General features: G+C 74.1%; 24 protein-coding genes and 1 pseudogene. 11 read left to right on the top strand and 14 right to left on the bottom strand.

Going from position 1 to position 25,142, the window contains the following annotated elements; genetic code table 11:
- The first annotated feature begins 282 nt into the window (after positions 1 to 282).
- Positions 283 to 1,509 carry an ROK family protein gene (locus AB0E14_RS24540; RefSeq protein WP_362421900.1) on the top strand — a complete coding sequence of 409 codons (1,227 nt, stop codon included), beginning with the start codon at positions 283 to 285 and terminating at the stop codon, positions 1,507 to 1,509.
- A gap of 254 nt (positions 1,510 to 1,763) precedes the next feature.
- The gene (locus AB0E14_RS24535) at positions 1,764 to 2,528 is read left to right on the top strand and encodes a methyltransferase (protein ID WP_362421897.1); all 765 of its coding nucleotides are present in this window, start codon (positions 1,764 to 1,766) and stop codon (positions 2,526 to 2,528) included.
- On the opposite strand, the gene AB0E14_RS24530 is transcribed toward AB0E14_RS24535, so the two are convergent.
- Together AB0E14_RS24530 and AB0E14_RS24525 are read right to left on the bottom strand one after the other, a co-directional pair.
- Positions 2,506 to 3,096: a DUF4865 family protein gene (locus tag AB0E14_RS24530; RefSeq protein ID WP_362421894.1), complete on the bottom strand. Its 591-nt coding sequence runs from the start codon at positions 3,094 to 3,096 to the stop codon at positions 2,506 to 2,508. The genes AB0E14_RS24535 and AB0E14_RS24530 overlap by 23 nt on opposite strands.
- Positions 3,097 to 3,125: 29 nt before the next feature.
- On the bottom strand, positions 3,126 to 3,698 hold the full coding sequence (locus tag AB0E14_RS24525; protein WP_362421891.1) for a TetR/AcrR family transcriptional regulator: 573 nt from the start codon (positions 3,696 to 3,698) through the stop codon (positions 3,126 to 3,128).
- Between the two features lie 181 nt (positions 3,699 to 3,879).
- On the opposite strand from AB0E14_RS24525, the gene AB0E14_RS24520 reads away from it, so the two are divergent.
- The 3 genes from AB0E14_RS24520 to AB0E14_RS24510 are packed head-to-tail and all read left to right on the top strand — an operon-like array spanning position 3,880 to position 7,642.
- The gene (locus AB0E14_RS24520) at positions 3,880 to 4,158 is read left to right on the top strand and encodes an SHOCT domain-containing protein (protein ID WP_362421889.1); all 279 of its coding nucleotides are present in this window, start codon (positions 3,880 to 3,882) and stop codon (positions 4,156 to 4,158) included.
- Entirely contained in the window at positions 4,155 to 5,093 is a 939-nt protein-coding gene (locus AB0E14_RS24515) for an ABC transporter ATP-binding protein (RefSeq protein ID WP_362421886.1), read from the top strand. Before AB0E14_RS24520 ends, AB0E14_RS24515 begins: the two co-directional genes overlap by 4 nt.
- Positions 5,090 to 7,642: an FtsX-like permease family protein gene (locus AB0E14_RS24510; protein ID WP_362421883.1), complete on the top strand. Its 2,553-nt coding sequence runs from the start codon at positions 5,090 to 5,092 to the stop codon at positions 7,640 to 7,642. Before AB0E14_RS24515 ends, AB0E14_RS24510 begins: the two co-directional genes overlap by 4 nt.
- Positions 7,643 to 7,749: 107 nt before the next feature.
- On the opposite strand, the gene AB0E14_RS24505 is transcribed toward AB0E14_RS24510, so the two are convergent.
- Positions 7,750 to 8,349: an ATP-binding protein gene (locus AB0E14_RS24505; protein ID WP_362421880.1), complete on the bottom strand. Its 600-nt coding sequence runs from the start codon at positions 8,347 to 8,349 to the stop codon at positions 7,750 to 7,752.
- A 270-nt stretch (positions 8,350 to 8,619) separates the two neighbouring features.
- Positions 8,620 to 8,946, bottom strand: a complete 327-nt coding sequence (locus tag AB0E14_RS24500) for a hypothetical protein (protein WP_362421877.1) — start codon at positions 8,944 to 8,946, stop codon at positions 8,620 to 8,622.
- A 198-nt stretch (positions 8,947 to 9,144) separates the two neighbouring features.
- On the opposite strand from AB0E14_RS24500, the gene AB0E14_RS24495 reads away from it, so the two are divergent.
- Positions 9,145 to 10,275 carry a PLP-dependent cysteine synthase family protein gene (locus AB0E14_RS24495; RefSeq protein ID WP_362421874.1) on the top strand — a complete coding sequence of 377 codons (1,131 nt, stop codon included), beginning with the start codon at positions 9,145 to 9,147 and terminating at the stop codon, positions 10,273 to 10,275.
- On the opposite strand, the gene AB0E14_RS24490 is transcribed toward AB0E14_RS24495, so the two are convergent.
- The 3 genes from AB0E14_RS24490 to AB0E14_RS24480 form a co-directional block, all read right to left on the bottom strand.
- Entirely contained in the window at positions 10,235 to 10,735 is a 501-nt protein-coding gene (locus AB0E14_RS24490; RefSeq protein ID WP_362421871.1) for an SRPBCC family protein, read from the bottom strand. The genes AB0E14_RS24495 and AB0E14_RS24490 overlap by 41 nt on opposite strands.
- 148 nt (positions 10,736 to 10,883) lie before the next feature.
- Positions 10,884 to 11,333 (bottom strand): SRPBCC family protein, encoded by a 450-nt coding sequence (locus AB0E14_RS24485; RefSeq protein ID WP_362421868.1) that lies wholly within the window; start codon positions 11,331 to 11,333, stop codon positions 10,884 to 10,886.
- On the bottom strand, positions 11,330 to 12,154 hold the full coding sequence (locus AB0E14_RS24480) for a DeoR/GlpR family DNA-binding transcription regulator (protein WP_362421864.1): 825 nt from the start codon (positions 12,152 to 12,154) through the stop codon (positions 11,330 to 11,332). The genes AB0E14_RS24485 and AB0E14_RS24480 overlap by 4 nt, the downstream gene beginning before the upstream one ends.
- A 149-nt stretch (positions 12,155 to 12,303) precedes the next feature.
- Between AB0E14_RS24480 and AB0E14_RS24475 the strand changes: the two genes are divergently transcribed.
- Positions 12,304 to 14,793 (top strand): hypothetical protein, encoded by a 2,490-nt coding sequence (locus tag AB0E14_RS24475; protein ID WP_362421861.1) that lies wholly within the window; start codon positions 12,304 to 12,306, stop codon positions 14,791 to 14,793.
- Here the strand turns inward: AB0E14_RS24475 and AB0E14_RS24470 are convergent.
- The 5 genes from AB0E14_RS24470 to AB0E14_RS24450 form a co-directional block, all read right to left on the bottom strand.
- A complete protein-coding gene (locus tag AB0E14_RS24470; RefSeq protein WP_362421858.1) occupies positions 14,763 to 17,213 on the bottom strand; it encodes a right-handed parallel beta-helix repeat-containing protein in 2,451 nt (816 codons plus the stop codon). The two genes, AB0E14_RS24475 and AB0E14_RS24470, sit on opposite strands and share 31 nt — an antisense overlap.
- An 82-nt stretch (positions 17,214 to 17,295) precedes the next feature.
- On the bottom strand, positions 17,296 to 17,904 hold the full coding sequence (locus AB0E14_RS24465) for a hypothetical protein (RefSeq protein WP_362421855.1): 609 nt from the start codon (positions 17,902 to 17,904) through the stop codon (positions 17,296 to 17,298).
- A 98-nt stretch (positions 17,905 to 18,002) separates the two neighbouring features.
- Positions 18,003 to 18,827: an MOSC N-terminal beta barrel domain-containing protein gene (locus AB0E14_RS24460; protein WP_362421852.1), complete on the bottom strand. Its 825-nt coding sequence runs from the start codon at positions 18,825 to 18,827 to the stop codon at positions 18,003 to 18,005.
- A 36-nt stretch (positions 18,828 to 18,863) separates the two neighbouring features.
- Positions 18,864 to 19,337 carry a DUF6643 family protein gene (locus AB0E14_RS24455; RefSeq protein WP_362421849.1) on the bottom strand — a complete coding sequence of 158 codons (474 nt, stop codon included), beginning with the start codon at positions 19,335 to 19,337 and terminating at the stop codon, positions 18,864 to 18,866.
- A gap of 216 nt (positions 19,338 to 19,553) precedes the next feature.
- Positions 19,554 to 19,700 (bottom strand): helix-turn-helix transcriptional regulator, encoded by a 147-nt coding sequence (locus AB0E14_RS24450; protein WP_362421846.1) that lies wholly within the window; start codon positions 19,698 to 19,700, stop codon positions 19,554 to 19,556.
- Between the two features lie 13 nt (positions 19,701 to 19,713).
- On the opposite strand from AB0E14_RS24450, the pseudogene AB0E14_RS24445 reads away from it, so the two are divergent.
- Both AB0E14_RS24445 and AB0E14_RS24440 read left to right on the top strand, forming a co-directional pair.
- A pseudogene (locus AB0E14_RS24445) lies at positions 19,714 to 19,958 on the top strand (XdhC family protein); the annotation flags it as partial.
- A gap of 611 nt (positions 19,959 to 20,569) precedes the next feature.
- Complete coding sequence (locus AB0E14_RS24440) at positions 20,570 to 20,872, top strand: hypothetical protein (RefSeq protein ID WP_362421843.1); 303 nt, start codon at positions 20,570 to 20,572, stop codon at positions 20,870 to 20,872.
- A 25-nt stretch (positions 20,873 to 20,897) separates the two neighbouring features.
- On the opposite strand, the gene AB0E14_RS24435 is transcribed toward AB0E14_RS24440, so the two are convergent.
- Complete coding sequence (locus AB0E14_RS24435) at positions 20,898 to 22,133, bottom strand: glycosyltransferase (RefSeq protein WP_362421841.1); 1,236 nt, start codon at positions 22,131 to 22,133, stop codon at positions 20,898 to 20,900.
- Positions 22,134 to 22,191: 58 nt separating this feature from the next.
- Between AB0E14_RS24435 and AB0E14_RS24430 the strand changes: the two genes are divergently transcribed.
- Positions 22,192 to 22,977 carry an aspartate/glutamate racemase family protein gene (locus AB0E14_RS24430; RefSeq protein WP_362421838.1) on the top strand — a complete coding sequence of 262 codons (786 nt, stop codon included), beginning with the start codon at positions 22,192 to 22,194 and terminating at the stop codon, positions 22,975 to 22,977.
- Between the two features lie 137 nt (positions 22,978 to 23,114).
- Positions 23,115 to 23,690: a hypothetical protein gene (locus tag AB0E14_RS24425; RefSeq protein ID WP_362421835.1), complete on the top strand. Its 576-nt coding sequence runs from the start codon at positions 23,115 to 23,117 to the stop codon at positions 23,688 to 23,690.
- Positions 23,691 to 23,735: 45 nt separating this feature from the next.
- Here the strand turns inward: AB0E14_RS24425 and AB0E14_RS24420 are convergent, their stop codons facing one another.
- Positions 23,736 to 24,812 carry an O-antigen ligase family protein gene (locus AB0E14_RS24420; protein ID WP_362421832.1) on the bottom strand — a complete coding sequence of 359 codons (1,077 nt, stop codon included), beginning with the start codon at positions 24,810 to 24,812 and terminating at the stop codon, positions 23,736 to 23,738.
- Positions 24,813 to 25,142: the final 330 nt, after the last annotated feature.

Below are 25,142 nucleotides of genomic sequence, written 5' to 3'. Positions count from 1 at the left end.
CCCGGCCCGCGGCCGTCGGCGTGGCCCGTGCCGTGCCCCGGCTTGCGACCGTGGCCGTCGGCGTGGACCGCGCCGTGTCCCCGGCCTGCACCCGCGGCCTGTGCCGCCGGCCGTCGGCGTGAACCGCGCTGTGTCCCCGGCCTCTACCCGTGGCCTGCAACCCCCGGCCGTCGGTGTGGACCGTGCCCTTTCCGCCGGATCCTCGGGCGCGGTACGCGCGGATCCGGCCCGTCTCCGCCCGCGCAGACCGCGCGACGGCCCGATCATGGGAGACTCGCCCCCATGAACGGCAAGGCGACCACGACCAAAACACGGCTCGACAGGGGGCGCGGCGCGCTCGGGCCAGCGCTGGAACTGGTGCACACGGGTCGCGCGCCGACCCGTGCCGTGCTCACCGCGGAACTGGGCGTCACCCGCGCCACGGCCGGCGCCGTCGCCGCCGAACTCGAGGCCCTCGGCCTGATCCGCGTCGACTCCAACCCCGGCGCCGCCGCGGGCTCGCAGGGCCGCCCCTCGCACCGGCTCGCCGTCGACGACAAGGGGCCCGTCGCCCTCGCCGCCCAGGTCCACGCCGACGGCTTCCGTGCCGCGCTGGTCGGCCTCGGCGGCACGATCGTGGCCACCGCGCCCGGCTGCGTCACCGTCTCCGCCGATCCCGCCCAGGTCCTCGGCGCCGTCGTGGACGCCGGTGCGGCCCTGCTGCGCGAGAGCGGACGCCGCTGCGTGGGGGCCGGGCTCGCCGCCCCGTCGGCGGTCGCCGAACCCGAGGGCACGGCCCTCAACCCGCTGCACCTGGCCTGGCCGGCCGGTGCGCCGGTACGGGAGATCTTCGCCGAACGCGTCCGCGCCGCGGGCATCGAGGGCCCCGCCTTCACCGGCAACGACGTCAACCTCGCCGCCCTCGCCGAACACCGGCACGGGGCCGGCCGGGGAGCCAAGGACCTGCTCTGCGTGGCCACCGGCCACCGGGGCGTCGGAGGCGCGCTCGTCCTCGACGGGCGCCTGCACACCGGCAGTTCGGGGCTCGCCCTGGAGGTCGGGCACGTCACGGTCAACCCGGAGGGCCGTCCGTGCCACTGCGGCAGCCGGGGGTGCCTCGACGTCGAGACCGACCCGCTGGCCTTCCTCACGGTGGCGGGCCGCGACCCGGGCCCCGAGGTGTCGTTGCTTCAGCAGGCCCGCGACCTGCTCCGTACCAGCCCGGACGAACCGGGTGTGCGAGCCGCCACGGAGGAGCTGATCGACCGGCTCGGCCTCGGCCTCGCGGGCTTGGTGAACATCCTCAACCCGGACCGGATCATCCTCGGCGGCCTCCACCGCGAACTGCTCGACGCCGACCCCGACCGGCTCCGCGCGGTCGTCGCGGACCGCAGCCTCTGGGGCCGCAGCGGCGGAGTGCCGATCCTCGCGTGCACGCTCGACCACAACAGCCTGGTGGGCGCGGCGGAGCTGGCCTGGCAGCCGGTCCTTGACGACCCACTCTCCGCCCTGGGCCGCGCGGCGGCCTGACGCCGACGCCCCGGCCCAGGACCGCCGCCGGAGCCCCGGCCCGGGGCCGACGCCGACGTCCCGGCCCGGGGCCGACGCCGACGTCCCGGCCCAGGACCGCCGCCGGAGCCCCGGCCCGGGGCCGACGCCGACATCCCGGCCCAGGACCGACGTCGACGCCCCGGCCCAGGGCCGACGCCCGGGCCGGGAACCGGGAGCGCACCGTTCCGCAAACCGCTCGGCAAACGGCCCGTGGAGAACTACGGTTGCTCCTCATGACCGAATTCGATCTTCCTCCGCGCCTCGGCAGTCTGACCTTCCACGGGCCCCTCTCCGAGGCCCGTGCCGTCCGGATGATCCAGCGGATCGCCGACAGCGAGCCGGCCACCGTGCTGGACATCGGCTGCGGCTGGGGCGAGTTGCTGCTTCGTGTACTGAAGGCCGCCCCCGGCGCGACCGGTGTCGGTCTCGACATCAACGCCGAGGACCTGGCCAGGGGGCGGGAGCTGGCCAAGGAACGCATGCTGGACGAGCGCGTCGTGTTCGTGGAGGAGTCGGCGCTCGGCACGACGCGCGGCCCGGTCGACGCGATCCTCTGCCTCGGATCCAGCCAGGCCCTGTGCGACCCCGAGCAGCCCCACGACCCGGCCGCCGCCCTGCGCGAGCTGCGCCGGCTGGTCCGGCCCGGGGGTCGGGTCGTCCTCGGTGAGGGCTTCTGGGAGCGCACCCCGACGGACGAGGAACTCGCCGGGATGTGGCCCGGTGCGCACACCGGCGACCACCTCCGCCTCGGTGCGCTCGTGGACCTCGCGATCGAGGCGGGCTTCCGTCCGGCGTGGATCGAGACGGGGAGCCGGGAGGAGTGGGAGGAGTTCGAGTCCGGCTACCGCCACGCCACCGAACTCTGGCTCGCCGCCCACCCCGACCACCCGCTCGCCGCCGAGACCCGCGAGCGCGTCGACCGCCAGCGGTCGTCGTGGCTGAACGGCTACCGCTCCGTCCTCAACATGGCCTATCTCACCCTCGTTCCGGTCGGCTGACCAGCAAGTCCCGCTCCGGCGCGGAGAGATGGAGCACCTGGAACCGCTCGCCCGCGTCCGCGGGGACCGGCGCCCCCTCCGCCCAGAGAGTGAAGGACAGCAGCTCCCAGTGCCGGGGGTCGATCGCGAGCGCGCTCGCGACGACACCGTCGCGCCGGGACGCGAGCCCGTGCTCCGTGAGCGCCTCCGCGACCGCGTGGCCCGGTGCGACGTCGCCCGGTATTGGGGACGTCCGCCGGGTCGCGGTCGCGGGCGCGGCAGCGGCCGCCGGGCCCTCCTCGTACGCGAGGCCCGTCCAGTGCTGCACCACCGGCCGGCCGAAGTCGTTCACGATCCCCTGGAAACCCGGGCCCCAGAGGAAGGAGTTCATGCCCTCCGGGGTGTTCCAGAGGTAGAACGGCGCGTACTGGGCGACCGGCGATCCGTCCGCCCGCTCCCGCATCAGATACGCCTTGAGGCCGAGCCCGGGGAAGTCGTCGAGCAGATGGCCCCGGGTCGCGACCCGCGTGCGGATGATCTCCATGTCGTAGTCGGCGGGCAGGGTGATCTCGTACTGCATCGCGTGCATCGGGCGGTCTCCGCTTCTCGTGAGCGTGCTCAGTCGGTACGGGACGACAGTGGGCGCAGCAGGCCGAGCAGACCGTGGACCGCGGTGTCGAAGGCGGCGGGGGAGCCCGACGCGCGGGCCAGGACGTAGCCGCCCTGCACGGTCGCCACGACGGTGGCCGCCAGCTCGGCCGGGTCGAGGGCTGCGGTCAACTCGCCGCTTTCCAGGCCCTCCTGGAAGACGGACGTCAGTCGGCCGCGCAGCCAGTCGAGGGTCTCCTCGATCGGGGCGCGCAGCTCCTCGCTCGCCATCACGTCCGGGTCCATCGTCAGCCGGCCGACCGGGCAGCCGCGCAACACCGCGCGCTCGCGCAGCAGATATGCCTCCACGCGCGCGTACGCCGACCCTCCGCCGCTCAGCGACCTCTTGGCCACGGCCCGCATCTCGTCCGCCGTGCGCCGGATCGCGGCGAGCGCCAGATCCGGCTTCCCGGCGAAGTGGTGGTACATGCTGCCCTGCCCCGCCCCGGCGGCCTGCTGGATCGCCTTGGGGCTCGTCCCTACGTAACCGCGCTCCCACAGCAGCTCGCGAGTGGCCTCGATCAGTCGGTCCGACGTCGTCATACGGCCAGTGTACATACCAGTAGGTACAGAAGCCTGCTATGGCGCTGCTCCCGGTACGCGGCCGCGTACTCCCCTCGGCGTACGCGCGAAGCCGCTGGCCGTACGACGACCCGCACCCCCTCCGCGAGCGAGGCTCGAACCATCGACAGAGGCGACACCCACCCACGAGGAGCTGAGCCCCATGAACACCCTCGCCCACGCAGGCCCAGGCCCCTGGGCCCTGTTCTTCCCGGTCGTCTGGGCGGCCGTGATCCTCACCGTCGTCACCGTGCTGCGCCGCACCGGGTGGCGCGGCAGGCGCGGGCCGGGACCCCGGCCCGGTCACGACGAGCAGTCCCCGATCGCGCTCCTCGGCCGCCGGTTCGCGGCCGGCGAGATCGACGAGGACGAGTACTGGCGGCGGCTGACGGTCCTGGAGGAGCAGTTCGGCCGCACGGGACCCCAGGGGCGTGCGCGATGACGAGCACCGCCCCCGGCACCGTCCCGCGTGCCGCCGCCCGAGTCATCGCCGCCGTCAAGGTCTACGGCGGCGGAGACACCGAGGTCAGGGCCCTGGACGGGGTGAGCGTCGACTTCCCGGCCGGCCGTTTCACCGCGATCATGGGCCCCTCGGGGTCCGGCAAGTCCACCCTGATGCACTGCGCCGCGGGCCTCGACACCCTGACCTCCGGGTCCGCGATCATCGGCGGCACCGACCTGTCCACGCTCGACGACCGGCGGCTCACCCTGCTGCGCCGCGAGCGGATCGGCTTCGTCTTCCAGGCGTACAACCTGCTGCCCACCCTCACCGTCGCCGAGAACATCACCCTGCCCCTCGACCTCGCCGGGACCGCCCCCGACCGGGACTGGATCGACGCCCTCGTCGACACCGTCGGCCTCCGCGACCGGCTCCACCACCGGCCGAGCCAGCTCTCCGGCGGGCAGCAGCAACGCGTCGCCGTCGCCCGGGCCTTCGCGGGCACCCCCGACGTCGTCTTCGCCGACGAACCGACCGGCAACCTCGACTCGCGCTCGGGCGAGGAGGTGCTGCGGCTGCTCGGCCGGACCGTCCGGCAGACCGGCCGTACGGTCGTCATGGTCACCCATGACCCGGTGGCCGCCGCCCACGCCGACGAGGTGGTCTTCCTCGCCGACGGCCGGCTCGTCGACAGAATGGCGGAGCCGACCGCCGAACGCGTCCTCGACCGCATGAAGGCCTTCGACGGCTCCCCGCACACGCCGGACGGCACGCGCCCGCCGGACGGCATCCGCACGTCGGACGTCGGCACGCGCACGTCGGTCGACGGCACGCGCACGCCGGACGTCGGCACGCGCACGCCGGACGTCGGCACGCGCCCGCCGGACGACGGCACGCGCACGTCGGGCCGGGCGCGACGAGGGGCGGTGCCGTCATGAACGCCGCCCTGAGACTCAGCCTGTCCGCGCTCCGCGCCCACAAGCGGCGTTTCGTCGGCACGCTCTCCGCGATCCTGCTCGGGGTCGCCTTCCTCACCGGCACCCTCGTCATGGGGGACACCCTGCGGACGAGCTTCGACTCGCTCTTCGGCAACGCCACCAGCGGCACGGACGCCGTGGTCCGCAGCACGAGCGTGGTCACCGTCGAGGGGGAGAGTCAGGGGACCCGTGACACCGTTCCCGCCTCCCTCGCCGACCGGATCGCCCAGGTGCCAGGCGTCGCCGCGGCCGTCCCCCGGATCGAGGGCGCGGGCCAGCTGATCGGCGCCGACGGCGAGCCCCTCGGCGGCCAGGGCCCGCCCACGCTCGCGGGCAACTGGATCGAGGACGCCGCGCTCAACCCGTACGCCCTGGCCGAAGGCCGCGCGCCCGAGCGGTCCGGCGAGGTCGTCGTCAACCGCGGCGCCGCGAAGAGCGGCGGCCTCGCCGTCGGCTCCACCACCGTGCTGCGCACCCCCGACCCGGTGCGGGTCACCGTCGTGGGCCTGGCCACCTTCGGCGGCGAGGACGGCATGGGCCAGGTCACCTACACCGGCATGACCCGCGCCGACGCCGAGAAGTACCTGACGCCGAAGCCGGGCGACGCGTCCGGCATCCTCGTGCGGGCGGGCCCGGACACCTCGCAGCGGGATCTCGTCGCCGCACTCGCCCCCGTGCTCCCCACCGGCGTCGAGGCGATCACCGGCGAACAGTCGGCCCAGGAGAACACCGACATGATCGCCGGCCAGTTCCTCACCCTCTTCACCACGTTCCTGCTGGTGTTCAGCGGGGTGGCGCTGCTCGTCTCCGTCTTCTCCATCCACAACACCTTCGCCATCGTCGTCGCCCAGCGGACCCGCGAGAACGCGCTCCTGCGCGCCCTCGGCGCCTCCCGTCGGCAGATCGTGGGCTCGACGCTGGTCGAGGCCGTGGCCGTCGGCCTGGTCGCCTCCGCGGCGGGCCTCCTGGGTGGGATCGGTGTGGCGGCCGGGCTCCAGGCGCTCTTCCCGGCGATCGGCTTCCCCTTCCCCGAAGGGGAACTGGTGATCAGTACCCTGTCCCTGGCGGTGCCCTTCGCCGTCGGCCTCCTGGTCTGTGTCGGCTCCGCGCTGCTGCCCGCCGTGAAGGCCGGGCGGACCGCGCCCCTGGCCGCCCTCCGCGAGACCGCCGTGGACGACTCGGGCGCCTCACGCGCGCGTGCCCTGGCCGGTGCGGGGCTGCTGCTCGCCGCCGTCGCCGTGGTGCTCACCGGGGTCCTCGCGACGCCGTCGCTGTGGCTCGCCTCTGCGGGGGCCGTGCTCGCGCTCGCCGCGTTCGTCGTCCTCGGTCCGGTGGCCTCCTCGTACGCCGTAAGGATCCTCGGCGGGCCGCTGCGCGGCGCCAACCGGGGGCTGGCCCGGCGCAACGCCCTGCGGAGCCCGAAGCGGACCGCCGCCACGGCGACCGCGCTGATGATCGGGGTCGCCGTCGTCTCCCTCTTCACGGTCTTCGGCGCCTCGCTGAAGGCCACCATGGACCAGACGGTCTCGCGGTCGTTCGCCGGAGACGTGGCGGTCAGCACTCCGGCGTTCGGTTCCGGAGGCAGCGGACTCAGCCCTCGGCTCGCCCCGGCGCTCGCGGCGCTGCCCGAGGTGGAGACCGCCGTCGGCCTCGGCCAGGGGGTCGCGGAGGTCGACGGCGAGGGCCGTGCCCTGACCGTCACCGACCCCGCCGCGCTCGCCCGCGCCTTCGACCTCGGGCAGGTCCAGGGCTCGTTGGACGGCCTCGGGACCGACGGCATCGCCGTCGCCGGCACGGAGGCGGACAAGTCCGGCCTGAAGCCGGGCAGCACGACCGAACTGGCCTTCACGGACGGCACCCGGCGCATCTTCACCGTGAAGGCCGTGTACGAGCAGTCCGAACTCGCCGGGGACTACGTCGTCACCCGCGAGGCCTGGGCACCGCACCGCGCCCAGGACTCCGACCGGCTCGTCGCCGTCGGCTTCGCGGACGGCGTCTCCGCGGAGGCGGGCGAGGCGGCGGTGGCGGACGTCGCGGCCGACTACGGCAACCCGGAGGTGCAGACGCGCGAGGAGTACGCCGAGTCCTCCGCGGGCGGCATCGACATGATGCTGACCCTCGTCTACGCGCTGCTCGCGCTGGCCGTCCTCATCGCCCTGCTCGGCATCGCCAACACCCTGACCCTCGCGATCCACGAGCGCACCCGCGAACTCGGGCTGCTGCGCGCCGTCGGCCAGACCCGGGCCCAGCTGAAGGCCATGGTCCGCTGGGAGTCCGTCCTCGTCGCGGCCTTCGGCACGGCCGGCGGCGTACTGCTCGGCGGCTTCCTCGGCTGGGTCCTGGTCAAGGCGTCCGACGGAGCGAGCGACAGCGCGTTCGCCTTCGCCCTCCCGCCGCTCCAGCTGGCGGTCGTCGCCCTGGTCGGCCTCGCGGCGGGCGCGCTCGCGGCCTGGCGCCCGGCCCGGCGGGCCGCCCGTCTGGACGTGCTGCGGGCGATCGCCACGGAGTGACGCGGCCGGGCGGCCCGAGAGCCACGTCGTGGATATCGGATCATGGATCACGGATATTGGATCCAAGATCCATGATCCGATGTCCAATATCCGCCCGGCGGCGGCGTTCAGCCCGCCAGGGCCGAGCGGGCGACCGCCGGGGCGTGGGCCGGCACCTCCGGCGTGCCGAAGGGGACACCCTCCAGGCTCGTGCCATGGGCGCCGTGGAAGCGGGTGTGGCCGACGAAGGGGCCGTCGGTGGTCGCCCCGTACACGGCATGCGCCCGCGAGGGGACGGCCACGGCGGGGGTGGGCGCGGGAAGGGTGAACCAGATGACCTTCCCGGTGTCGTACGGACGGATGCCCCAGCTCTCGCTGACGGCCTCGATGATGGCCAGACCACGGCCCGAGGTGGCGCACTCGTCCAGGTCGTCGGGGTGGGGTGGCCCGGCCCGGCCGTCGACGTGCGGTATCCGCGGGTCGTGGTCGTGGACCGAGACGGTGAGGCGATCGAGCAGCAGCTCGATCTCGACGGTGCACATCTTGTCCGGCTGTGCGTGCCGGTGAACATTGGTCAGGAGCTCGGTGACACCGAGCGCCGCATGGTCGATCAAGGCATCGAGATGCCAGTAGCGCAGATGCGCTGAAACGATTCTGCGGACCTGACCGATCCGCGACGGCAGGGCCTGGAGCTCCACCGTGCAGTGCCTGCTTGGCTCGCTGATCACGGCTGCGACTCCCCGAAGTTGAGGTCCGGAAGAAGACGAAGATACGGATCTGTCATGCGTACAGCAGGGCGGCGGGCTGGATCACAGCGTCACCGCCGGTGAACCCTCGGTGAGGTGGTTTCCAGGGTGAACCAGTGGTGACCGGCCCGCAACTCGCGGCGACCCCGCGCAGGTCACCGCCGTTCCGTCGGCCCGAGGCATCCCGTCCGCCGAGACGTCCCGTCGACCGTGCAGGCGCTTGCGTCGTGGCGACGCTTCCGCCGCGGGGGATCAGCTCTCGCCGAGGCCCTTGGTGGCCCGCTTCAGGGCTTCGAGGAAGCCGCCGGGGCCGGACGCCCGGTCCTTCGGCCCGCGCGCGGGACCGTCCATGGTCAGGCGGTAGCGCGTCCCGTTCACCGTCGCGACCGTCTCGTCCGGCTTCGCGAACCATGGACGTCCGGCCCGGACCGAGGTCACGGGGGCGCTGTCGATCTCGCTGCCGTAGCTGGTGAGCAGGGAAAGGCGGCCGTCCTCGATCCGGACCTCACCCGCCCGCGTCAACGAGCGCGGCCACCGCTCGATCCGTACGCCCTTGGCCGTGAACTGCGGCTCCGTCATCTCGCTCCGCCCCCTTCGCGCCGGTTGCTCCGTCCAGTGTGCCGGGCGGGCGGCGACCGCACCAGGGGCCCTGGCCCGCGGCGGGCGCAAGGCCGTTCCCAAGGGACTCCTATGGACCCCCAAAGCGATCGTTTGCGCAGGTGAGCGAGTTATCGTCGGCAGTGGGGGACCTGTTGGGCCGGATGAGGAGAAGGACGCATGAGCACCACGGAGAACACGGCGCGCGCCGCGGTCGCGACCGTCGACGTCGACCGGAGCGACCCGGCGTACCGCGCCTGGTTGAAGGAGGCGGTCCGCAAGGTGCAGGCCGATGCCAACCGCTCCGCCGACACCCACCTGCTGCGCTTCCCGCTCCCCGACTCCTGGGGGATCGACCTCTATCTGAAGGACGAGTCGACCCACCCCACCGGCAGCCTCAAGCACCGTCTGGCCCGCTCGCTCTTCCTCTACGGCCTGTGCAACGGCTGGATCCGCCCGGGCAATCCGGTGATCGAGGCGTCCAGCGGCTCGACGGCCGTCTCCGAGGCGTACTTCGCCAAGCTGATCGGCGTGCCGTTCATCGCCGTGATGCCCCGCACCACGAGCGCCGAGAAGTGCCGCCTGATCGAGTTCCACGGCGGCCAGTGCCACTTCGTCGACGACTCCGGCGCGATCTACGAGGAGTCCGCGGCCCTCGCCGAGCGGACCGGCGGGCACTACATGGACCAGTTCACCTACGCCGAGCGGGCCACCGACTGGCGGGGCAACAACAACATCGCCGAATCGATGTACCAGCAGCTGCGCCTGGAGCGGTACCCGGAGCCCGCGTGGATCGTCGCCACCGCCGGTACCGGAGGCACGTCCGCGACCATCGCCCGCTACGTCCACTACATGCAGCACGACACCCGTATCTGCGTCGCCGACCCGGAGAACTCCTGCTTCTTCGACGGCTGGACGAACCACGACCCGGACGCGACCGCCGACTGCGGCTCGCGCATCGAGGGCATCGGCAGGCCCCGCATGGAGCCCAGCTTCGTGCCCGGTGCCATCGACCGGATGATGAAGGTCCCGGACGCCGCGAGCGTGGCCGCCGTCCGCGCGCTCGAGGGCGCGATCGGACGCAAGGCGGGCGGCTCCACCGGTACGGGCCTGTGGAGCGCGCTGAAGATCGTCGCGGAGATGGTCGAGCAGGGCCGTACGGGCAGCATCGTCACCCTGATCTGCGACCCGGGCGACCGCTACCTGGACAAGTACTACTCCGACGCGTGGCTGGCGGAGCAGGGCCTGGACATCGCGCCCTATGCCGCCGCTATCGACCGCTTCCTGGCGACGGGTGTCTGGCCGGAGTGAGCCGCAGGTCGAGGCGGCGCATCGCGTCCCGGAAGGACCTGCCCAAACCCGGCCGGCCGAGCCGCAGCGCGAGCCGGCACGGCGCGCCGCCGTCGACCGCCATCGTCCAGCCGACCCGGGTCCCCGATCCCACCGGGGCGAGGGTCCACTCCTCGACGAGAGCGCTGACGCCCGGCGCGTTGGTCGCGTCGACGCGGTACGCGTAGCGGGTGTCGGGGTCCTGGGCGAGGATCGTCTCCTCGAAGACGATCCCGCCCCGGAGCCGCACCGTGCGTCCGGCACCCTCGCCGGTCGGGGTCGCGGAGGTCACCGCCGTGAACCACGACGGCATGGAGCCCAGTTCGACGGCGAGGGAACGGAACACGGCCGAGGGCGGAGCCGCCAACTCGGCTGAGAACGCCAGCCGTACGGGTGCGTGCGCGGCGAAGTCGATTTCCACGAGCCTGAGTCGGCGCTGCATGGACGTCCCTCCCGAGGCATGGAATCCGAGGAATGGATCCGAGGACCGCTCCGAAGATCCCATCCGAAGACCGAGGACCGAAGACCTCATCCGAAGATCCGATCCGAGGAGCGCCCACCCTAGCTGACGTACCGTCAGTTGCCCAGGGTCAGTGCGCCGAAGGCCCTCGGAGCAGCCCGTCCACCACCCGGCCGAACACCCTCCGCCCGGCCAGGGCCAGGAGCGGATCCAGCGCGCGCGGCACCCCGCGCACCCGCAGCTCCTCCACCCATACCACGCGGGCGCCGCCGCCCTCGTCCGCGTACACCTCGATCACCGCGTGACCGAGCACCACCCGGCCGCGCTTCTCCAGCCGGCACCGCCCCGGACGCCCGGGCGCGGGCGCCTCCCAGAGGACCACCTCCATGGGATCGTCGAAGCCGAGCCGCCCGACCCCGGTCCGGGCCACGAACCGGCTCCCCACACCCAGGGGCCCGGGCGTGAGCGTCCGGGACCGGGTCAGCGGCACCAGCTCGCCGTGTGCGGCGAAATCGGTCAGCCGCCGCCAGACCTCCTCGACCGGCAGCCCCGAGCGGCGCTCGACCCGGAAGAGGCTCATTCCTCCTCGCCCGCCACCACCAGGCCCGGAAGGTGCTCCGCCATCTCCGCGCGGGTCTCGTCGGACAGCCCGCCGTCCGTCACCACGGTGTCCACCTCGTCGAGCCGGCCGAACGAACCGAGCCCCACCGTCCCCCACTTGGTGTGGTCCGCGACCACCACCACGCGGCGTGCCGAGCGCATCAGGCGCCGGTTCGTCTCCGCCTCCGCCAGGTTCGGCGTCGAAAGCCCCGCCTCCACCGAGATCCCGTGCACCCCGAGGAACAGCACGTCGAAGTGGAGCGAGCCGATCGCCTGGTCGGCCACCGGCCCCACCAGCGAGTCGGACGGGGTCCGCACCCCGCCGGTGAGGACCACGGTCGCCGTCCCCCGCCGTCCCTCGCGCGCCGCGGCGACCTGCTGGGCCGTGTGGAAGACGTCGGCGACCCGCACCGAGTTGGTGACCACCGTCAGATCCGGCACGTCCAGGAGCTGCCCGGCCAGCGCGAACGTCGTCGTACCGCCGGACAGAGCGATCGCCGAACCCGGGGCCACCATCCGTGCCGCCGCCCGGGCGATCTCCTCCTTCGCACCGAGTTCGAGCGCCGACTTGGCCTCGAACCCCGGCTCGTGCGAACTCGTCTCGGCCACCGGCACCGCGCCGCCGTGCACCTTCGCGACGGCACCCTGGCGCGCGAGCACGTCCAGGTCCCGGCGGATAGTCATGTCCGAGACGTTGAGCCTTCGCGTCAGCTCATTGACCCGTACACCGCCGCGCCGCCGCACCTCGTCCAGAATGAGGGCGCGCCGCTGCTCCGCGAGGAGATTCTGATGGTCGCTCACCACCGGGGCCGGTCCTTCCGAAGGGAACTGGTGAATTGGAGCGCGGATTCCGTGAGAGCCCCTGCACCTTCGCACGGCCTTCCGCGATCCTGATTGCCTACCTGACTGCCTGCCGTCGAATCCTCCCACCCAGAGAGTGAGGCACCGAAGTGGCCCCTGCCCCTCGCGCTCCCCACAGCGGCGGCGCGGCGCTCGAACTCCTCGTCCACGGCGTCGGCGGAGCCACCCCGCAGGACATGCTGGGCGACCCCCGCACGGTACGGATCACCGGTGACGCCACCGCCGCGATGCACCGGCGCACCGACGACGCCGACGCGGAGGATCACCCCGAGCGGTACGCCGAACGGCCGGTCCCGGAGGCGTACGTCTGGTCCAACCTCACCTCCGGCAACGGCGCCCGCGCCCTGTGGCTGCTGCTCCTGCCGTTCATGGTCGTCAACCTCGCCCACTGGATGCGCCCGCCGGCCAAGGGACACCCGAGGCTGGTGCGGCTGTACGGGACGCTGGTACGCCTGGTGGCGCTCACCCTGACCGTGCTGCTCACCGCGGCGGCCTGTGAGGTCGCGCTCGATCTGACGGCCTGGCAGTGCGCGGGCTCGGCCGTCTGCGTGGAGGACCGCTCCTGGCTCGGCTTCCTCTCCGCCGAGCGCGGCGGCTGGTGGTCCCAGCCGGGCCGCAGGCTCGCCCTCGCCGCCGTGGTCCCGGCCGCGCTGGTCGCGCTGCTCTGGTACCTCTCCCACCGGACCTGGAGCGCGTACGAGGCCCAGCGCCCGCCCACCGGCTACGACGAGGACACGGCGGCGGCACCGGCGGCCCCCGACCCTCGTGCCGACCACGCCATCGCCCCTGACCCTGACCCTGGCCTCGACGTCGACCCCGACCCCGACCCCGACCTCGACATCGACCCCGACCCTGCCACCGACCTCGCCCCCCACCCCTCCGTCGAGGTGCGCCCCGCGCTCGGCCGTCCCGGGTTCTGGTACGGCCGCCGCCTCGTCGCCCGCCTGCGCGCGGCTCACACCGCCGCCGGGCTCCTGACGGTCGCCGCCGCCCTGACCGGGGCCGCCGCGCGCCATGACCGGGAGAGCCAGAGCGCCCTGCTCGACGTCCTCGGCCGCTCGCTCCAGTCGGCGTACGTCGTCCTGGGAGCCGTCGTGGTCTGGGTCGTCTGCCGCAGGGGCCGCAGCGAGAAGCGCCTCGACCTCCGCCTCGAACGGGCCCTCGTCGCCTGGCTGCCCGCGACCTCCCTGATCCTCCTCGTCCTCGCCGTGCTGCACTCCGGCTGGTCCCGACCCGACTGGCGCTCCGCGGGAACGCTCCCCGGCGACGCGACCTTCGGCGTCCTGACCCTCGCCCAGGGCGCGCTCGTCGTCGCCCTCGGGGCCGTCGCCGTCCTGCTCCACCGCCCCGGCAGGGACGCCCGCACCGCGCTCCACGGGCTCGGCGGCCCCGCCGTGGCGATGCTCGCCTGCGCGCTGGGCGGGGTGATGTCCGGCGGCGTCGCCCAGCGGATGGCCGACTGGCTCGACGGGCCCGGGACGCCCGGCATGGGCGCGGGCTCCGCCATCGCCCCGCCCGTGCTGCTCAGTTGGCAGGCGTCCGTCATCCCCGTCCTGCTCCTGCTGCTCCTCGCCCCGGTGGTCGTCCTCGCCGTACGGACCGCCCGCGCCGCCCGCAGGCTCGGCCCGGTCGTGGAGGCCGACTACGGCACCGAGGACCCGGACCCGGTCCGTACCGGACGGATCGCCGCCGCCCGCGCCACCGCGTCGCTCACCGACGCCGCCCCCGCCCTCGTCGGTACCGTCTCCGGCGCCACCCTGCTGCTCGGCGCCGGTTCCGTGGCGGGCGCCTGGGCCAGCGGCAACGTCCCGGGCCGAGCCTTCGACGGCGCCCACCCGGCGATCGCGTCCACCGCCGCCACCGCCCAGTCCCTCGGCTCCTGGATGATCGGCTTCGGCTTCCTCCTCTTCGTCACCTGGGGCCGCCGCGCCTACCGGGACGCCTCCGCCCGCCGGACGATCGGCATCCTCTGGGACGTGGGCACGTTCTGGCCGCGCGCCGCGCACCCCTTCGCCCCGCCCTGCTACGCCGAACGGGCCGTCCCCGACCTCACCTGGCGCATGAGCTCCTGGACCCGGCACACCGGCGGCCGGCTCGTCATCTCCGGCCACTCCCAGGGCAGTGTGCTCGCCGCGGCCGCCGTCTGGCAGCTGCCGCCCACGACCCGCCGGCGCGTGGCGCTGCTCACCTACGGGTCCCCGCTGGAACGGCTCTACGGGCGCTGGTTCCCCGCCTACTTCGGCCCCGGGTCGCTGCGCGCCCTGTACGGAACCCTGCACTGCTGGAGCAACCTCCACCGCCCCACCGACCCGATAGGCGGTCCCGTCCGGGTGCCCGCCGTCGGCGACAAGCCGGCCGTGGACAGGGCGGCGCTGCTCGACCCGGTCGGCTACGGCCGCACCCCCGAACACCCGCTGCCCGAACCGATCCTGGGCCACTCCGACTACCAGGCCGACCCGGCGTTCGCCGCCGAACGGGCCGTACTCCTCGACCGCTTGCCGCCCACGCTGCCCCGCCCGCGCGCCGCGGGCCCCGACCGGCCCACGGATCAGGGCAGTTCGGGCAGGTCCTCGGGGTAGAGCAGCGTCAGGTCGTCCGTGCTCGCGTCGGCGAGCACGGCGACCCGGCCGGCGTGCCGCTCCACCATCGACTCGAACGTCTGCCGGGCCGTACGGCCGTTGCCGAACGCGGGGCCCTTCGGCAGCTCCGTGAAGTACTTCCGCAGCGCCTCGTCGGTGCCCGCGGCCAGCCGGTACTCGTGCTCGTCCGCCTGCTGCCCCACGATCCGCAGCAGCTCGTCCGGGACGTAGTCGCTGAAGTTGATGGTCCGTGAGAACCGGGACGCCACACCGGGGTTGACCGTAAGGAAGCGTTCCATCTCGTGCGTGTAGCCGGCGACGATGACGACCACCGCGTCCCGGTGGTCCTCCATCAGCTTCACCAGCGTGTCGATCGCCTCGCGCCCGAAGTCCCGCCCCGAGTCCTCCGGCGACAGCGCGTACGCCTCGTCGACGAACAGCACCCCGCCGCGCGCCCGGTCGAAGGCCTCCTGGGTGCGGATCGCCGTCGAGCCGATGTGCTCGCCCACCAGGTCGACCCGGGAGACCTCGACCAGATGGCCGCGCTCCAGGACGCCGAGCGAGGCGAGGATCTCGCCGTACAGCCGGGCCACCGTCGTCTTGCCGGTGCCCGGGTTGCCGGTGAAGACCAGGTGGCGCCGGACCGAGGCGGCCTTGAGACCCGCCTCCTGACGCCTGCGGCCGACCTCGATCATGTTGGTCAGCGTCCGCACCTCGTGCTTCACGCTCTCCAGGCCCACCAGCCCGTCGAGTTCGCCGAGGACGTCCTGGGAGGAGCGGGCGGGCACCACGACCGCGTCGGGCGCGGGCGCGGGAACGGACGGAGCGACGGACGCGCCCGCGGCGGGGGAGCGCGGCGGAGGCACCGTGCCGAGCAGCCCCGCCGATGCCGGGGCCGCCGTGGCCGCCGCCGTCAGGACCGTCCCCGGGTCGCCGCCGGGCGCGCCCCGCACCCCGCTCTCGTCGCTCGTGCAGTCCTCCGCGACAGGACCGTCCTCCGGGAACTCGTACCCGCCGCGCGCGCACCGCTCCGTGCGGCACTTGCGCAGGCTGGTCCGGCAGCCGTCCATCACATGGAAGCCGTACCCGCCGCTGCCGGTCACCCGGCAGCCGTGGAAGGAGCCCCGCCCCTCCGCCGAGACGTAGAAGCCGGCCTCCGCCGGGGAGGTGACGGTGCACCGCTCGATCGTGGGGTCCGCCCCCTTGGTGACGATCACCCCGGTCTGCACGGCGTCGATCGTGCATCCGCCGAGCGTTCCGCCGCTGCCGTGGTCGCGGAACCAGGCGCCGGTGGACGCCTCCCGGATCCGGCAGTCGTCGAGCTGCGCGGTCGCCCCGTCGCTCACCGACACCGCCGTGTTCCGCACCTGCGACAGATCGCTGTCGACGACGTCCACCCGCGAGCCGCGGTCGAGGACGAACAGCGCGTCCGGCACGTCGTGCACCCGGCACGCGTCGAGGACCGCGGTCGCCCCGTCGCTGACCCACACCGCCGGGTAGTCGCCCGTACTGTCGTGGATCTCGCACTGGTTGGCGTCCACCCGGGTGCCCGGGTCCCACACCGAGAGCCCGTTGCGGCCGAAGCGGCGCACGGTCGAGCGCGTGAGCGTCAGCACCGAACGGGACCGCAGGTCGACCGCGTTCTCGGGGATGTCGTGGATGTCGCAGTCGGAGAGCGTGAGGGCCGCGTCCGTGTCGAGCGTGATGCCGTCCGCCGAGGTGCGGTGCACGGAGGAATCCGTCAGATGCGCGGTGGCCCGGGCGGCGATCTGCAGACCGGTGCCCTTGACCTCGTACACCTCGCAGCCGATGCCCTCCAGGCCGCTGCCCTCGCCGGTGACGCTGATCCCGGCGCCGGACGCGTGGTGGATCCGGCAGCGCTCCAGCCGCGGATGCGCGCCGCCGCGCACCGAGACGCCGGACTGCCCGGCCGCGACGATCTCGCACTCCTCGAACACGCCGCCCGCGCCGTCGAGCACGGCGATGCCGACGCCCGCCGGATTGTCGACGGTGATCCGGCGGACCATGGGGCGGGCCGCGCCGCGCACCTCCAGGCCGGCCGCCGAACGCGTCACGATGCGCAGGTCGAGCAGTTCGGGGGTGCCGTCCTCGACGAGCAGGGCGGGCGCGGCCGAGTCCTGGCCCTCCACGTGCAGGTCCTGCACGGTCGCCGACGCCCGTACCGTCAGCGGCACGCCGTCCACGGGCGCGATCCGGACCGAGCCGACCCCGCCCTCGGGGCCGCGCAGGGTGATGGCGCGCTGGATGACGAGGTTCTCCCGGTAGGTGCCGGGCGCGACGGTGAGGACGTCGCCGTCCCCGGCGGCCTCCAGAGCCGCGGCGAGGGAGGCGTACTCACCCGTGCGGCGCCGCCACCGCGATGTGCCGGTGTGCGTCACCTGGACCGTGCCCTGTGCCATGGGTGTGCTCTGCCCCCGCCTCATGCGTCGCCGCTGATCCGATGCCCCACCGTAGCGCGCGCGAGGGCGCCGGGTTGACGGGTCAGCTGCCCGCGCCCGTACGGCCCCAGTCGGGACCGGCCTTCGCCCACGCGCGGTCGAGGTGCTGGTACCGCCGGTGTACGAGCCGCCGTACGACCAGTCTGCGGACGGCCTCCACGAACACGCCCGCCAGGGTCGCCGCCAGCAGGCCGACGACGAGCGCGTGGGCGTGGGCGGTCTCGGGCCGCATCGGAGCGGACACCGGGCGGCCGCCGCGGTCGGTCCACAGCCGGAACGTGTCGCCGGGATCGGAGAGTTCCCTCCGGGTGGCCACCGTGCCCGTGCGGTCCGTGCCGTCCGGGGCGGTCCAGCGCGCGACGACCGCCCGGCGGGCCGGCTGCTCGCCCGCTGCCTCGGGGCTCTGCAGGCCGGGGGCCGGGGCGTCGGAGAGCCGGACCACCCGGGCCGTCGTGGGCAGCCGCTGGAGGCTCTGGGTCCGGACCGCGCGCTGGAGGGAGGCGTCGGTCCGCTGGCCCGCGATCCAGCCGGCCGCGGGGACGGCGAGCGCGAGCAGCAGGACCGCCGTGAGGGCGACCCACGCCTCGATCAGATCCGTGGTCCGGCGCAGAGGGTTGTGCCGCCAGCGCCAGACTCCGGTGGCTGCGCGCACAGCGCCCACACCCCCTCGTCGTCCGTGGACCTCCCAGGTCCTCCCAACGAGTCTGCCCCGGGGCCGGGTTCCCCGCCTCCCGGGAACGGAGCCGGGCGTCAGTCGAGGATCTTGACCTCGTCGCCGACCCGGACGGTGCCGGGGTGCTCCGGAACCAGGTTCTGGCCGAAGATCAGCCGCGAGCCCTGCCTGCGGTGCCGGGCGAGGGTGCGCAAGGGTTCCTTGCCGCGCACGGCGGTGAGCTGGTCGGTCGTGGTCACGACGCAGCGGCCGCAGGCCTTCGCGACCCGGAAGGTGACCTCGCCGATGGCGAGCCGGGTCCAGCCGTCCTCGGCCCAGGGCGCGGTCCCCTCGACGACCACGTTCGGCCGGAAGCGGTTCATCGGCAGCGGCCCCTCGTCGGCGTGGTCGCCGTGGGCGATCAGTGCGTTGAGGGCGTCGAGGGAGGAGGAGGTGGTGACCAGGAGGGGATAGCCGTCCGCGAAACTCACGGTCTCGCCCGGGAGCGCGTACTCCGGATCGATGGGGCGCCGACGGGCCGGGTCGTCCATGTGCACGAGCCGGGACTCCGCCCCGAGGAAGTCGCTCAACCAGGCGTCGGCGGCCGGGTCGGCCGGGACCGCCTCCACGGGGGTGTCGAAGACCTCCACCCGGATCGTGGACGACGGCCGCGGCTCCTCGACCGCCAGCGTGCGGTGGCCGGCGGCGGACAGCCTGATGCCGCCGCCCGGCAGCGGTTCGGCCGAGGCCAACGCCATCCGAGGGTGACGGCGTTGGGTCACGACCGTGCCCGACGCGTCCACCACGGCCCAGCGGCGGTCACCTGCCAGTCCCCATGGCTGGACCTCCGCCTCGGCGAGAGCGTGACCGCGCAGCGCCTTGACCGGGTGGACGTGGACGGAGCGGAGGCGAGGAGTCGACATGCCGTCATCCTGCCAGCCGCTCGGCGCCCGGGTCGGTCAGTACCCCTGGCCCTGGTACGGGCGCTGGTACGGGTCCTGGTACTGCGCGGGGGCCGGGGCCGGCCGCGCGGCGGCCGGACGCATCGCCTCGTAGCCGGTGGCCGCCGGGCGCTGCATCTGCGGCTGCTGCTGCGGACCCGGGTAGCCGCGCACTCCGGCGGGCTGCTGCGGGATGTAGGGCGCGGGGGCGTGCTGCAGCGGCACGGGGGCCATCTGCTGCGCGCCCTGCGGGTAGCCGTACGAGCCACCACCGCTGTAGGAGGGAGCAGGGCTGGGCGCCGCCGGGAGGGCGGGCAGGGCCGCGGGCAGTGCCGGCAGATAGCTGTTGCCGGTGTCGTACGCGGCAGGCACTCGGATCGGGGCGATCTGAGGCGTGCCCCGCTCCGCGACCAGGGAGTCGTAGATCGGGGTGTCGGGGAACGACGGCGCGGTGTAGTAACCGCCTCCGTAGGTGGAGCGGGGGGAGGTCATGGCCATAAGTTAAGCCCACGATGTGCCGGTTGGGGAGCCCCATTCTCGGGGTCATCCGATTTACGCTGGTTTTGTCCACCTGACCTGCCAAAACAACGTTAAAGACGCCGTTAACCGCGGGGGTATTTCCGCTGGAGCGGGCGCGGTCGACGAGAGCGGTCGGTATCGGCGCGGAGCGGTGGAAACTCAGGACAATCGCTGGATTACCGACAGTAATCACGGTCGGCCGTCCGGCATGGTCCGCAGTTGTCTGCGGCCGGAGACGCCGCGTTTTCCGAACACCTTCCGCAGATGCCATTCGACGGTTCGGGGACTGATGAAGAGCCGGGTATCGATCTCGGCGTGGGTAAGACCTTCCCGCATCGGACGGACCCTGGCCCGGTTCGACGTACCGCTCCTGGAGCGCGCGTTGCGGCTGCGGGTCGCCCATGTCGGGTCGATGGGATCCCGGCGCACCCACGAGGACCGTACGCGACGGCTGCGCGAGGCCGTCTGGCGGAGCGTGAGCGGCGGCGTCTGCGGTCACCGATCGGCGCGGAGGCTTCAGGGCTCCCGCTGACGGGCACGGGCGCCCCCATCCACCGATCCGTCGTGGGCGGCGCGCGCGTCGTCCGCGCCTGAGGGTGCGCCGTCGCGACGCCCGGATGCGGAACTCGTCCGGGCGGTCCACCGGCGGTACGGACCCGTGGTGACCATCGGCCGTCCGACCGTCGTCCGTGACGCCCTACAACTGCCTCTGGAAATCGGTAATGTGACGGTCCGACAGATCCGGCTGCTCCTGCGCGGAGCTGGTCCCCGCGCACCACCTGCACGCCAACTACGGCCAGATGACGTCCAGTACGACCAACGGCATGCTCTCACCGAGGTCACCCCGGACGCCGCCCGTGCCCTGGTCCAGGCCTCGGCCGCCCCCGACCTCGTCCTGATCCAGCTGCGCTCGCTCGGCGGCGCGACCCACGATCCGGCGACCTCGGACACCGCGTTCGCGCACGTCGCCTCGGCGTTCCCGCCGGACGACCGCGCCACGTCGGCCGCCGCCTGGACCCCGCTCGCCCGGCACACCCACGACGCCTACCTGAACCCGCGGGGTGTCCGGCCGGCTCGCTGCTCCGACCGGCCGCATCCGCGCGCGGCTCCGCACCCGTCCGGGGCGGACGCGGGCACGGACGGCCTTCCCTGGTTGCCGACCCGCCGCGCGTGTCCAACCGTGGGCACGACGAGAGGAGTCACGCATGAGAGTCATGCTGAAAGCCCACCTCGACACGCGCGCGGGCAACGAAGGAATCAAGTCCGGTGTCCTGCCCCAGACCGTGAAGACCCTGAGGGAGACCCTCGCGCCGGAAGCCGCCTACTTCGGTGTGGACGAGGGCGTACGGACCATGTGGATGGTCTTCGATCTCCAGGACAGCGCGCGGATGCCGTCCCTGCTGGAGGACCTCTTCATGGAGTTCAACGCGGAGGTCTCGGTGGTGCCGGTGATGAACGCCGAGGACCTGGCCAAGGGCCTGTCGCTGATGAAGGCGAGCCGAGGCTGACCCGCCCATCCGGTCCAGCGCAGGCTCACCGGTCGGGCGCCGCCTGGGGCCGGGAGTAGGTCCGTCCCTTCCAGGAGGCGCCCCGGCCCCGGTAGTGCTGCACGGCCGAGTCGACCGTCATGAGCAGGTAGAGCAGCGCGGTGAAGGGGAGCGTGGGCGCGAGCCACAGGGGCTGCCGGTAGTGGTGGAGCATCGGGGCGTACGTCACCGCCATCACCGCCCACGCGAGCCCGCCCGCCCAGCCCGCCGCCGCGTCCCCGCCGAACAGCCCCGTCGCCAGGGCCACCGGTGGGACGAGGTAGACCAGGGCGAGCCCGGCGACCGTACCGGCCAGGACGAGGGGGTTGTGCCGGAGCTGGGCGTACGCGCTCCGCGAGACCATCCGCCACAGGTCGGCGAGGCGTGGGTACGGGCGGACGGAGTCCACGCGCTCCGCGAGCCCCAGCCAGATCCGTCCACCGGCCTGGCGCACGGCACGGGCGAGTGACACGTCGTCGATCACCGCCTGCCGGATCGACTCCGGCACGCCCGCCCGCTCGGCCGTCTCCGTCCGCAGCAGCACACAGCCCCCGGCGGCGGCCGTCGCCCGGGGCCGTCGGCTCCGGTTGATCCAGCGGAAGGGGTAGAGCTGGGCGAAGAAGTAGACGAAGGCCGGCACGACCAGCCGCTCCCAGGCGCCGACGACCCGGAGCCGCGCCATCTGGGACACCAGATCGAGATCGTTCCCGACCGCCGCGGCCACGAGCAGCCGCAGGCTGTCCGGCTCGTGCGCGATGTCGGCGTCGGTGAGCAGGAGGAACTCGGGGCCGCCGGGTTCCCCGTGCCGCGCGCGATCCAGGCCACGCCCGCGATCCAGGCCACGCGCGCGTGCCAGGGCGATGCCGTGACGGAGGGCCCACAGTTTGCCCGTCCACCCGGGCTCGGGCTCGCCGGGGGACGTGACCGTCAGCGGCAGCCCGCCGTACCGCGCGGACAGTTCGCAGGCCAGCTTCCCCGTGCCGTCCGTACTGCCGTCGTCGACCAGCAGGATCTCCGCCTCGCCCGGATAGTCCTGGACGAGCAGCGACGGCAGGCTCAACGGCAGCACCTCGGCCTCGTCGCGCGCCGGCACGACGACGGCGACCCGCGGCCAGGTCTCCGGCTCGCTGCGGGCGGAGCCGGCCGGCAGGCGTTGGTCGGTACGCCAGAAGAACCCCTGACCCAGCAGCAGCCACCCCCAGGCGGCCAGCGAACCCACGGCGATCCAGGCAATGGCGCTCATTTGCCGCAGTCTGCCCCAGATCGGCGGCGACGCAAGGGCGGTCGGCTAGGGTGACCGGGTGAAGATCGCGCTCATGGACTCCGGAATCGGCCTGCTCCCGGCGGCGGTCGCGGTCCGCCGACTGCGGCCGGACGCGGACCTGGTCCTCTCCAGCGACCCCGACGGCATGCCGTGGGGCCCGCGCACCCCCGAGGACCTCACCGAGCGCGCCCTGGCCGTCGCCCGGGCCGCCGCCGAGCTGGAGCCGGACGCCCTGATCGTCGGCTGCAACACCGCCACCGTGCACGCCCTGCCGGCGCTGCGCGCCGCCCTGGAGCCCCGTATCCCGGTCATCGGGACCGTTCCGGCGATCAAGCCCGCCGCCGCGGGGGGCGGGAAGGTCGCCATCTGGGCGACGCCGGCCACCACCGGCAGCCCGTACCAGCGCGGACTGATCCGGGACTTCGCCGACGGCGCCGAGGTCACCGAGGTGCCCTGCCCCGGGCTCGCCGACGCGGTGGAGCACGCGGACGCCGACGCCGTCGAGCGGGCCGTGGCCGCCGCCGCCGAGCTCACCCCGCGCGACGTCCGCGCCCTGGTGCTCGGCTGCACCCACTACGAGCTGGTCGCCGAACAGATCCGGGCGGCCGTGCAGTCCGCCGACCTCCCGCCCGTGGTTTTCCACGGCTCGGCCGGGGCAGTCGCCGCTCAGGCGCTGCGCCGCATCGGCGCCGAACCCGCGCCCGCCGCCGCCCCGTCCGGCGGTCTCACCGTCCTCCTCAGCGGCCGGACCGGCGAGCTGCCGCCCGCGGCCCTGGGGTACGCCGAAGGCCGACTGCTCCGGACCGCGGCCGCCGCGCACTGACGCGGGGCACCGACCGGTGTCGCGGACCGACGCCTCGGTGGCGTCGGTGGCGTTGGTACGGAGGTGCCGGGCTGAGGCGTCGCACGGAGGCCTCGGACGGAGCGCCGTACGAGCGGAACGTGAGTAGGCTGCGACGCATGAGGGACCCTTCCCGTCACCCCCGCGATCCCCGTCCCCCGGGCACAGCTGCTCCGCTGCCCGAGGTGTGGACGGGCCGAGCCACCAACCGGATGCAGTGGGTCGCGGCGGTGGCCGGGGCGGGCTGCATGGCCCTCGGCATCACCCTGGCGGTCGAGTCGCCGTGGACGTCCGGGATCGCGCCGCTCCTGATGGCCGTGATCGGCTGTGTGGCGGCGGGGCTCCTGGTGCTGTTCGGCACGCTCGCCTTCGTGCACGTCGAGGTGAAGGTGGACGACAAGGCCATGGAGGTGCGCTGCGGCCACATCGGCGTACCCCGCTGCCGCATCCCGCTCGCCCAGGTGGACGGCGCCGAGTACGTGCGGCGGGTGACCCCGCACGAGTGGGGCGGCTGGGGCTACCGCTGGCGCCCCGAGAAGGGCAAGGCGGTCATCGTCCGCCGGGGCGAGGCGCTGCTGCTGCGGCTGAAGGACGGCCGCACGTTCACGGTCACCGTCGACGACGCCGAATCGGGTGTACGCGCCATCCTCGACCGACTCCGTCCCGCCACCCCGAGCGCGCCGCCGGGCGTCTGACCGGCCGACCGGCCGCCGACGACGGGCGACTCGCGGCGCGGCGGCTCAGTGCACCAGGCCGTCCACCGGGGCGTCCACCGGGATGTCCACCGGGCTCGTCCTCCCGCCCGCGCCCGCCGTCGCGAGCCCCGCGAGGAGGCCCGCGCAGGCGGTCACGGGCGTGAAACTCAGCGCGTTGCCGACCGCGGCCAGGGCGGCCAGCGCCGTCAGGGCCGCGCCCGCCGTGAGCACGACCGCCGTCGGGCGGGGCGAGGACCACAGACCCCACAGCAGCCAGCCGTACGTCGCGCCCAGCAGGGCCACGCCGGGAAGCCCCTGCTCCGCCGCCTGCTGGAGCGCCGCCGAGTGCGGCTTGCCGTCCGCTGCGAAGGTCTCCCGGGCCGTCGCGCTCCGCGCCCCGAACCGGTCGGGGCCGACCCCGAGCACCGGGTTCTCCTTCGCCAGCTCGACCGCGTCCTGCCACAGCAGCACCCGGTGGCCGGTCAGCGGGCCCTCCAGGGAGACCGAGAGCCCTTCGGGCAGCCGGTCCTCCGCCACGGCCCACGAGGCGCCCACCACCAGACCCGTCGCCAGGGCGAGACCCACCAGGCCGAGCAGCCTGCGCCGCATCCGTACCGCCGCGAGGGAGCAGAGCAGGACCGCGGCCGAGGCGACGAACCCGGCGACGGAGCCGAGCACGAGCGCGGAACCGGCCACGGCCACGGCGAGGCCGCCCGACAGCAGCCGGGCGGGACGCGAACCGGCCGCCGAGGCCGCGCAGCAGGCGGCCCCGGTGGCGATCACGAGCAGCGCCGCCGCCGCGCCCGTATGACCGGTCGGTACGGAGCCGACGGGAGTGGCACCGGGGACGCCGGGACCGGAGGCGAGCGCCAGGCCGAGCGCGACCAGGGCCGCCACGAGGGCGACGGCCACCGGAAGGAGCGAGCCGGTGATCCGGCCGCAGGCGTACCCGGCGGTCAGCGCGAGCACGGCGAGGAGGACACCCTCGGGGCGCGCCTCCCGGCCGCCCGCGCTGATGAGCGACCACAGCACGCAGGAGCCGAGGACCAGCACCCCGGCCACGTCCACGCCCCGGCTGCCGCGCTCGCGCACGACGGCCCCCCGCGCCGCAGATGCAGCCATCCCCGTCGCCCCCCGCTCCGTCTGGCCGACACCGTAATGGCGCGGCAGGAGTTTGGGGAGCGGATGCGCAGAAACGTTGTGGCAGAAGTGAAGGACGGGTGCCGACCAGCCCCCCCCGGCCGGGGAGGCGGGCAACCGGCGCACCGCGCCGGCCCCGGCCGGGGGACCGCCAAACGGCACACCGCACCCACCGAGCACCACCCGCTTCGGCCGGGGACCGGTAACCGCACACCGTGTCCGCCCCCGGCCGGGGGACCGGCTCCGGCAACGGCACACCGCGCCCGTCCCCGAACCGCCCGCGTCGGCCGGGGTCACCCTGCTCGGGGCACA

This window comes from Streptomyces sp. NPDC047981 (assembly GCF_040653315.1).
GTDB lineage: Bacteria > Actinomycetota > Actinomycetes > Streptomycetales > Streptomycetaceae > Streptomyces.
This window is presented reverse-complemented; position numbering and strand designations above follow the sequence as displayed.

Excerpts from the sequence above, each read along its gene's own strand:
- AB0E14_RS24540 (WP_362421900.1), top strand. The coding sequence starts at position 283 with ATGAACGGCAAGGCGACCACGACCAAAACACGGCTCGACAGGGGGCGC.
- AB0E14_RS24535 (WP_362421897.1), top strand. The coding sequence starts at position 1,764 with ATGACCGAATTCGATCTTCCTCCGCGCCTCGGCAGTCTGACCTTCCAC.
- AB0E14_RS24530 (WP_362421894.1), bottom strand. The coding sequence starts at position 3,096 with ATGCACGCGATGCAGTACGAGATCACCCTGCCCGCCGACTACGACATG.
- AB0E14_RS24525 (WP_362421891.1), bottom strand. The coding sequence starts at position 3,698 with ATGACGACGTCGGACCGACTGATCGAGGCCACTCGCGAGCTGCTGTGG.
- AB0E14_RS24520 (WP_362421889.1), top strand. The coding sequence starts at position 3,880 with ATGAACACCCTCGCCCACGCAGGCCCAGGCCCCTGGGCCCTGTTCTTC.
- AB0E14_RS24515 (WP_362421886.1), top strand. The coding sequence starts at position 4,155 with ATGACGAGCACCGCCCCCGGCACCGTCCCGCGTGCCGCCGCCCGAGTC.
- AB0E14_RS24510 (WP_362421883.1), top strand. The coding sequence starts at position 5,090 with ATGAACGCCGCCCTGAGACTCAGCCTGTCCGCGCTCCGCGCCCACAAG.
- AB0E14_RS24500 (WP_362421877.1), bottom strand. The coding sequence starts at position 8,946 with ATGACGGAGCCGCAGTTCACGGCCAAGGGCGTACGGATCGAGCGGTGG.
- AB0E14_RS24495 (WP_362421874.1), top strand. The coding sequence starts at position 9,145 with ATGAGCACCACGGAGAACACGGCGCGCGCCGCGGTCGCGACCGTCGAC.
- AB0E14_RS24490 (WP_362421871.1), bottom strand. The coding sequence starts at position 10,735 with ATGCAGCGCCGACTCAGGCTCGTGGAAATCGACTTCGCCGCGCACGCA.
- AB0E14_RS24485 (WP_362421868.1), bottom strand. The coding sequence starts at position 11,333 with ATGAGCCTCTTCCGGGTCGAGCGCCGCTCGGGGCTGCCGGTCGAGGAG.
- AB0E14_RS24470 (WP_362421858.1), bottom strand. The coding sequence starts at position 17,213 with ATGGCACAGGGCACGGTCCAGGTGACGCACACCGGCACATCGCGGTGG.
- AB0E14_RS24460 (WP_362421852.1), bottom strand. The coding sequence starts at position 18,827 with ATGTCGACTCCTCGCCTCCGCTCCGTCCACGTCCACCCGGTCAAGGCG.
- AB0E14_RS24455 (WP_362421849.1), bottom strand. The coding sequence starts at position 19,337 with ATGACCTCCCCCCGCTCCACCTACGGAGGCGGTTACTACACCGCGCCG.
- AB0E14_RS24450 (WP_362421846.1), bottom strand. The coding sequence starts at position 19,700 with ATGCGGGAAGGTCTTACCCACGCCGAGATCGATACCCGGCTCTTCATC.
- AB0E14_RS24440 (WP_362421843.1), top strand. The coding sequence starts at position 20,570 with ATGAGAGTCATGCTGAAAGCCCACCTCGACACGCGCGCGGGCAACGAA.
- AB0E14_RS24435 (WP_362421841.1), bottom strand. The coding sequence starts at position 22,133 with ATGAGCGCCATTGCCTGGATCGCCGTGGGTTCGCTGGCCGCCTGGGGG.
- AB0E14_RS24425 (WP_362421835.1), top strand. The coding sequence starts at position 23,115 with ATGAGGGACCCTTCCCGTCACCCCCGCGATCCCCGTCCCCCGGGCACA.
- AB0E14_RS24420 (WP_362421832.1), bottom strand. The coding sequence starts at position 24,812 with ATGGCTGCATCTGCGGCGCGGGGGGCCGTCGTGCGCGAGCGCGGCAGC.